Genomic DNA, 7,933 nt, shown 5'->3' on the forward strand with positions numbered 1-7,933 from the left:
GCCCTTTGCCCGCCGGAGGCATATTCCTGCCTTCTCTTCGGCTGTCAGCCCTACTCCCGCCACCCTTTGGCCTCGAACCCGCCGTTCTCCAGGCTCTCTTTGTTATACAGGAACTCCCCGCCCCCCATGGCCGTGAAGCTGCCACCCGCGCCTAGTATGATCGCGTGCCCAGCGGCGGTGTCCCACTCCCAGGTGCGATTGTAGCGCGGGTAGAGGTGCGCCGCGCCCTCGGCCACCAGCCCGAACTTCAGCGCCGACCCAACAGCTCTTTCCTCCCGTGCGGGGTAGCGCTCCAGATACTCCTGCAAGCGCTCGTCCGGATGCGACTTGCTCCCCACCACGATCACCTTCTCGCCGGGTCCCGGCTTGACCACATGGATGGCCTGGCGCTCGCCGGACTGCACCTTGAAGCTGCCCATGCCCGGCCCGCCCGCGTACAGAATATCCTTCACCGGCACGTAGACCACGCCGAACACGGGCAAGCGGTCCTCCACCAGCCCCACGCACACGGCGAACTCGCCGTTTCGCTTCACGAACTCCTTGGTGCCGTCCATGGGGTCCACCAGCCAGAAGCGCTTCCAGTTCTTGCGCTCGTCGTAGGGCGGGCGCGCGGCCTCCTCGGACATCAGGGGGATGTCCGGATGCAGCACCTGGAGCGACTGGGTGATGATCTCGTTGGAGGCCCGGTCCGCCCTGGTTATGGGCGAGTCGTCCTCCTTGAGTTCCACCGCGAAATCAGTGGAGTAGATCTGCATGATGGCCTGCCCGGCCAGGCGTGCGACTGAACAGACGGCGTCGTAATCAAGAGGCGTGAGATCCGGCATGATGACCTCTGATGTGTTACGGCTTCAGGGTGCGTACGCCGCAAGGGCTTCGTCCACGGGACCGCAAGCCAGAACGCGACCGTTCTCCAGCACCAGGGCGTGGGTGGCGCAGGACGGAATCTCCGACGGATTGTGCGTGACGATGACCAGCTGTTTGCCCTGCGCGGCCAGTTCGTCCAGCAGCGTGAGCATCTCGGCGCGCGCAGCTGGGTCCAGCCCGCCAAGCGGCTCGTCCAGCAGCAGCACGGGCGGATCGAAGGCCAGGGCGCGCGCGATCATGGCCCGGCGCGCCTGCCCCTGTGAGAGGGTTCCCATGGCGCGGTCTGCAAGAGGGGTCAGCTCCAGCCGGTCCAGCCAGGAGGCTGCGCGGGCGAGCATCTCGGGGCTTGGCTGGTCGTAGAGGCCGAAGCTGCCGAAGAAGCCGGACACCAGCACGTCGCGCACGGAGGTCTCGGGCGGATACTCGGCCTGGGCCTCCCAGGAGACCACGCCCAGGCGGGCGCGCAGCTCCCAGATGCTGAAGGGCTCCGGCAGGCCGAAGCGGGTCACGCTGCCCGAGGCCGGGTGCAGGTCCGCCGCCAGGAGCTTCAGAAAGCTCGACTTGCCCGCTCCGTTTCGTCCGGCCACCACCCAGTGCTGGCCGGGAACGAGCGACCAGTCCAGCGGGGCCAGGACCTCGCTCCCGCCAAGCGTGACGCTGGCCGCGTGCAACGACAGAAGCGGTTCGCCTCCTATCAGTGAGGGAACAGCGGCGTCCGACGCGGGCGAAGGCTGTGCGCGTGCCGTCCGGTTCCGGCTGGAGAGCCGTTTGGCGGTGTCTTTCAGAGAACCGCGAAACACCTCCCTGCCGTTTTCCAGCATGAGCGCCTTGAAATCCAGGTCCGGCAGGCTCTCGGGGTGGTGCGTGGCCGCAGCCAGCCCCACGCCGCTTCCGGCCAGACGCGTGAGCACCCGGTGCAGCAGGCGGCGCGAGACCGCGTCCAGCCCGTCGGAGGCCTCGTCCAGGAAGAGCCACTCGGGCTTTCGGATCATGGCGCGGGCCAGCAGCACGGCCTGGGCCTGCCCCTGCGAAAGTTCCAGGAAGGGCGTGTAGGCCAAGTCCCCGATGCCCAGGGTTTCGAGCGATTCCAGCGCGGCCAGCCGCTTGTCCTGCCCCAGCTCGCCCGACGGCAGCGGCGAGTCCGTCAGGCCCGAGACCACCACCAGCCAACCGGACACGTTCCAGCCCCGGCGACGGTAGAGGTCTCGCAGGTCGGCCCCGGCAAGGCCCATGCGCGCCCGCGCCTCGATGGGGCTCGGGCTCGCGTGGCCGTCCACCACGTACAGGCGCTCTCCTGCGAAGCCGCCGCCCGGCAGCTGGTCCGGCCAGATTTCTCCCCTGGCGAGCCGCAGAAGGCTCGACTTGCCCGCTCCGTTGCCACCCACCAGGGCCACGCGGCCCCCTGGCGGAAGATGCCAGGACACGCCGTCCAGAATCGGACGCCCGCCCCGGCTGACCCGTACGTTTTCCAGTATGATTTCAACGCTCATGACTGGCGCAGCATATCCCCGGCGCTTTCAAAAGGCCAGCAGGCAGCTCCGGCTTGCAATTTCCGGCACCATGTGATCATTCTCACACTGCATGAACGCCTTGGAGGAGAGACGCGTGAGTACCTGTACCATCCTGCTAGTGGACGACGAGGCCGAATTCATCGAGACTCTGGGCAAGCGCCTTACCCGGCGCGGCCTTGGGGTGCTGCTGGCCAATTCCGGCCAGGAGGCCCTGGACCTGATAGCCGTAAGCGAGATCGACGTGGTTGTGCTGGACGTGAAGATGCCCGGCATGGACGGCATCGAGGCGCTCCAGAAGATAAAGGCCCTGAAGCCCGACCTGGAAGTGCTGATGCTCACCGCCCACGCCAACGTGGAGGTGGCCATGCGCGGCATGGAACTGGGGGCCTTCGACTACCTCATGAAACCCGTGGAGCTGGACGACCTGCTGTACAAAATCCAGGATGCCAACAAAAAGAAATGTCTGACCGGCTAGGTCCCACGTGTTCACGCGCCTGAAGACCTTTTTCTCAAGCCTCATCGGCGAGGGACCGGATCAGAGCCAGGGCCTCTCCGACGAGGAGATCCTGGCCGAATTCAGGAAGCGCTATCACAATTTCCGGCTGCTGCTCACAGCCAACAAGAAGACCCTGGCCATCATGAGCGAGATGGAACAGGCCCTTCGCGGCAAGTTCGTCTTCGGCATGGCCTTCGTGCGCTCCCAGGCCACGGCAGTGTCCGTGAACGTCTTCCGCATCGTCAAGCACCTCTCCGAAATCGCCCCCGGCAAGTACGACCTGCTCTTCGACCGCCTAAAGGACATCCAGGCCCAGATCGCCGCCGTGCTGGACCGCCAGCCCCAGACCATGGCCACCGAACTGGTGCTGCCGCTGGAGGCCGTGGGCCGCGAGATGGCCGACCAGGTGGGCTCCAAGATGGCCAACCTGGGCGACATCATGACCCGCGTGGGCCTGCCCGTGCCTGCCGGGTTCGCCATCACCTCGCTGGCCTACTCCCGCTTCATGCAGGACAGCGGCCTGCAGGACGAGGTCAACCGCCTGATCCAGGCCGTGGGCGCGGATGACCACGCCACGCTCCTGCCGCTGTGCTCGCAGATCCAGCAGATGATCCTCGCGGCGGAGGTCCCCGCCGACGTGGCCCAGGCCATCCGCGACGCCTACGCCGCCCTTGAGTGCAAGACCATACCGAGGGTGCGCGTGTCGCTGCGCTCCAGCGCCCTGGGCGAGGACGCGCTGGGCCAGTCCTTCGCGGGACAGTTCCGCAGCGTCCTGGGCGTGGCTCCCGAGGAGCTCATCATCACCTACAAGGAGATCGTGGCCAGCAAGTACAGCCCCCAGGCCGTCACCTACCGGCTGGCCAAGGGCATCCCCGACGAGGACGTGGCCATGTGCGTGGGCTGCATGGCCATGATAAGCGCCCGCTCCGGCGGCGTGGCCTACTCGCGCAACCCCCTGGCCATCCGCGACGACGAGGTGTTCGTGCACTCCGCCTGGGGTCTGGCCAAGACCGTTGTGGACGGGGCTGTGGCCTCCGACCTGTTCGTGATCCGGCGCGGGAACCCTCCCAAGCTGACCGAGAGCCGCGTGTCGCACAAGGACCGCATCTTTCTGTGCGACCCGGTGGCAGGCGTCTGCCGCCAGGAAGAGGCCGGACCGCTGGCCGACCAGCCGAGCCTCTCCGACGGGGAGGCCCTGCGCCTGGGCGAGATCACCATCGAGCTGGACAAGTCCTACGGCGAGCCCCTGGACATCGAATGGGCCATGGACGAGGCCCGCAACATCTTTCTGCTGCAATGCCGCCCGCTCAAGCAGATGGAGATGGGCAGGACCGCACGCCCAGAGGGCCAGTTCGGCAAGCCCCTCATGTCCGGCGGCGTCACCGGGAGCCCCGGCGTGGCTGCCGGCAGTCTGCACAAGGTGGCGCGCGACATGGACATGCTCACCTTTCCCGAGGGGGGCGTGCTGCTCTGCGTGGAGGCCGCCCCGCGCTGGGCCACGCTCTTGAGCAAGGCCTCCGCCGTGATCTGCGAGCGGGGCAGCTCCGCCGGACATCTGGCCAACGTGGCCCGCGAGTTCGGCGTGCCCGCGCTCATGGGCCTGGACGGGGCGGTGTCGGCCCTCTCTGCCCTGGCGGGAAAGGGCGAGGTCACCGTGGACGCCGACGGGCTGGCCGTGTACTCCGGGCGCGTGGAGGGGCTTCTGGCCCTGGCACCGCCCGCGCAGGACACCCAGGCGCACGAGTCGCCCATGCACGCAATCCTGCGGGAAGTGCTGGACATCGTGGCCCCGCTCAATCTGCTGGACCCCGGCGCGAAGGAGTTCGCTCCGGAAAACTGCCTCACCCTGCACGACATCACCCGCTTCAGCCACGAGAAGTCCGTGGTGGAGATGTTCCGCTTCGGCCAGGATTTCCACTTCTCCAAGCGGGCATCCAAGCAGCTCAAGTACCGCGTGCCCATGAAGTGGTTCTTCGTGAACCTGGACGACGGCTTCACCCACGACATCAAGGGCAAGTACGTCACCATGGAGGAGATCGCCTGCGACCCGGTGCACGCGCTCTGGGAAGGGTTCGTGGCCGTGGAATGGGCCGGGCCGCCGCCTGTGGACGCGGCGGGCTTCATGCACATCGTGGCCCACTCCACCGTGAACCGCAACATTGCGGCGGGCGGCGACAGCGAGTACGCCCAGGGCAACTATTTCATGATCTCCAAGCACTACATGTGCCTGAGTTCGCGCTTCGGCTACCACTTCTGCACCGTGGAGGCCCTGGTGGACGAGCGCGAGAACGAGAACTACGTGAGCTTCCAGTTGAAGGGCGGCGCAGCCGAGCAGGACCGGCGCGTGCGGCGCGCCAGGTTCACTGGCGAGATTCTGGAGAGCTACAACTTCCGCGTGGAGATGCAGGGCGACGAGATGCGCGCCGTGTACGCCAAAGGCCCCATGGACGTGATGCTCGATAGGCTGCGTGTGATCGGCTACCTGCTGATGCATACCCGCCAGCTGGACATGGTGATGACCAACGAGGCCCTGGTGAACCACTACCGCCAGCGCTTCGACACGGAAATCGGCGACATCCTGCGGGAATCGGGCGAGAAGCACATGTCGCAGGTGATGCGGGAGATGGCGTGAGGCCGGATGAGCCCGACAGTTGCACGAGACTCACACAGCAGGAGATAGACTTCCTGCTGGACCTCTACCCCTTCGATTCCTCCCGCCGCCTCCCCGGTACCGGAACCGGAACACCCCCAGCAGCCTCCTCCTGGGTCCGGTATTTCCCCCAAATGCGCCGCAATGGGCGGCACGGACTCGGCCTCTCCGTGGCGGAGGCGTCCACGCTCTGGCGCTCCCTGCTGGACGGCGTTTTCCTGCGTGAAATGGGGCTTGGCCCCCATCAATGGGTTATTTTGTGGCTGGTGGCCGTCCAGGGAGGCGAGGTCCCGGTGGAGGGGCTGGAGGAAGTCCTCGGACTCAAGCCCGCTGAGCTGGACGCCGAACTGGCCATCCTTCAAAGCCGGGGCATCCTGAAGCTGCTGGACGCGGGCCGTAGCGGCGGGCTGGCCACGGGGGCCGTGTGCATCAGTGACTTGTCCACCATGCAGCGGCTCATTGCCCTGGCCAAGCAGGTGCGCGACGCAGCCCTGCGAGACATCGGCGACGAGGAGCTGTCGGCCATGCATGCCACGCTGCTCAAAGTGATCGACAACCTGCGCGCCGTAACCGGGGCTACAGGTTCGCCTACAAATCCTCCTCCAGCTCCCCGCTCACCTGGAACCTCTTCATGAAGGTCCGGTCGATGCGGTCCTTGAGCCACATGGCCGTCTGCCCCTCGTAGGTCAGGTAGCCCTTGCTCAGTATCCCCTGTCCGTCGCCGCAGTTCAGGATCAGCAGATAGCCGCCTTCGGTGTCCGTGAAGGCCATCAGGTCCCGGCCCTCCAGGGCGGCCATCAGGTTGTGGCGCAGCACCGGGTTCTGACGCACCGGGTACACCCCCACCTTTTCCAGTTCGCGGGGCTGGAAGCTGATGCAGTCGCCGCCGCCGAAGATGTTGGGGTGGTTGACGCTTCGCAGGAACTTGTCCACCAGGATGCCGCCCCGGCCTCCCCCCGCTCCCATGGCGATCCCAAAGCGGGCCAAGTCCGGCTGCGGGACCACGCCGATGGCCAGGAAGGCCACGTCGTAGGGCACGCGCAGGCCGTCCGACAGGATGGCCGTGCCATCCTCCAGACGCGAAACCCCCAGGCCGTCGAAAATCTTGATGCCGCGCCGGGCCAGCGAGCGGTAGGCCAACTGGCGCACCCGCTCGGGGAAGCGCGTCAGCAGGCCCCTCCCCGGCGCGACGGCCACGTCCGGAGTGTCGTTGCAGCCGCAGCCGATAAGCTTGCAGGCGTTGCCTGCCAGCTCGAATCCGGCTGGGCCGCCGCCGATCACCAGCACCTTGGGGCTTCCCCCCATGGACACGATGTCTTCCAGATGGCGCTTGGCGTAGAGCAGGTTCTCGATGGGCTTCACCGGGAAGACGTCCGCCCGCCCGCTGCCCGCCACCTTGGACGGCGGAAGCGACCCGGTGTTGAAGGAGCAGACGTCGTAGCCCACGGCCATGCCGTTCTCCAGGCGCGCCGCGTTCTTCTCCGGCGTGATGGACACGACCTTGCTGCGGATGAACGTGGCCCCGCCCTTCTCGGCCATGCGGCGCACGTTGAAGCGGCACTCCTGGGGCGTGTAATGGCCCGAGAGCATGCCCGGCCCCATGCCTGAGTAGTAGTGGTGGTCGGCAGGGCTGACCACCGTGACGTGATGCCCGGCGTCCCGGAAGCTGGCCAGATCGGCCAGCACCGAGAGGTGCGCGTGCCCGCCACCCACGAGGAGAAGGTGCTTTCCCATGTATTGGATATGCGCCAGAGCGCACAAGAAGGCAAGCGGGAGATGCCGGGGGGGGACGGGGGAACACGGGGTCAGCGGGGAACGGGCAATGAAAAGGCCCGCGACAGGACGCGGGCCTTCAGCCGGTGTTGCTCCGGCCAAACATCGTCATTTCACGGGAAAGCTCGACGTGCGCTCCCGAAGATCGCGTCCTAATGTTCCCTCATCAGCCCCAGGCGCTTGAGCTCGGTCAGGAGAGCGCTCTCTTCGATGGGCTTTTGCAGGAAGGCCGTGGCTCCGCCCAGGAACATGGCGTTGTGGGTGTCTTCGGCGTCTTCGAGCACGGAGGTGATGATGATCTTGGCCTGGCAGGACTTGTCCACCCCGTGGTCCCTTTCGACGTCGCGGATCTCGCGCATGGCTTCGGAGCCGTCGATCTCGGGCATGCGCAGGTCCATACACACGAGATCATAGGGTTTCATGTCCTTGAGGGCACGCTGGAAGGCCATCACCGCCTCTTCCCCGTTTTCGGCCACGTCACACATGGCATAGGGATGCAGGATGTACTCCAGAAAGCTGCGACTGTAGAAATCATCGTCGACGATGAGCCTGTCCCGTGAATGGCCATTAAATACGCTTGCCGCGAAACCGGTATCTTGGTACAAACCCAATCATCCTGGTGCATTAAGATGAGGTTAG

7 protein-coding genes are annotated in these 7,933 nt (G+C 66.1%); 3 read left to right on the forward strand and 4 right to left on the reverse strand.

Annotation, left to right across the window (positions count from 1 at the left end):
• Positions 1 to 50: 50 nt before the first annotated feature.
• Both cysQ and G453_RS23830 read right to left on the reverse strand, forming a co-directional pair.
• The gene (gene cysQ / locus G453_RS0112495; protein WP_043645593.1) at positions 51 to 824 is read right to left on the reverse strand and encodes a 3'(2'),5'-bisphosphate nucleotidase CysQ; all 774 of its coding nucleotides are present in this window, start codon (positions 822 to 824) and stop codon (positions 51 to 53) included.
• Positions 825 to 848: 24 nt separating this feature from the next.
• Positions 849 to 2,354, reverse strand: coding sequence for an ATP-binding cassette domain-containing protein (locus tag G453_RS23830; protein WP_051272375.1), 1,506 nt, complete (start codon positions 2,352 to 2,354; stop codon positions 849 to 851).
• 91 nt (positions 2,355 to 2,445) lie between these two features.
• On the opposite strand from G453_RS23830, the gene G453_RS0112505 reads away from it, so the two are divergent.
• From G453_RS0112505 to G453_RS0112515, 3 genes are read left to right on the forward strand one after another with little or no spacing between them, the layout of a single operon-like run.
• Complete coding sequence (locus G453_RS0112505; protein WP_051272376.1) at positions 2,446 to 2,850, forward strand: response regulator; 405 nt, start codon at positions 2,446 to 2,448, stop codon at positions 2,848 to 2,850.
• A 7-nt stretch (positions 2,851 to 2,857) separates the two neighbouring features.
• Positions 2,858 to 5,503: a PEP/pyruvate-binding domain-containing protein gene (locus G453_RS0112510; protein ID WP_027191345.1), complete on the forward strand. Its 2,646-nt coding sequence runs from the start codon at positions 2,858 to 2,860 to the stop codon at positions 5,501 to 5,503.
• Complete coding sequence (locus G453_RS0112515; RefSeq protein ID WP_156920900.1) at positions 5,500 to 6,156, forward strand: MarR family winged helix-turn-helix transcriptional regulator; 657 nt, start codon at positions 5,500 to 5,502, stop codon at positions 6,154 to 6,156. Before G453_RS0112510 ends, G453_RS0112515 begins: the two co-directional genes overlap by 4 nt.
• Here the strand turns inward: G453_RS0112515 and G453_RS0112520 are convergent.
• Together G453_RS0112520 and G453_RS0112525 are read right to left on the reverse strand one after the other, a co-directional pair.
• Positions 6,110 to 7,255 carry an NAD(P)/FAD-dependent oxidoreductase gene (locus G453_RS0112520; RefSeq protein ID WP_027191347.1) on the reverse strand — a complete coding sequence of 382 codons (1,146 nt, stop codon included), beginning with the start codon at positions 7,253 to 7,255 and terminating at the stop codon, positions 6,110 to 6,112. The genes G453_RS0112515 and G453_RS0112520 overlap by 47 nt on opposite strands.
• 191 nt (positions 7,256 to 7,446) lie before the next feature.
• Entirely contained in the window at positions 7,447 to 7,899 is a 453-nt protein-coding gene (locus G453_RS0112525) for a response regulator (protein ID WP_051272377.1), read from the reverse strand.
• Positions 7,900 to 7,933: the final 34 nt, after the last annotated feature.

Source organism: Fundidesulfovibrio putealis DSM 16056 (assembly GCF_000429325.1).
GTDB classification, from domain to species: domain Bacteria; phylum Desulfobacterota; class Desulfovibrionia; order Desulfovibrionales; family Desulfovibrionaceae; genus Fundidesulfovibrio; species Fundidesulfovibrio putealis.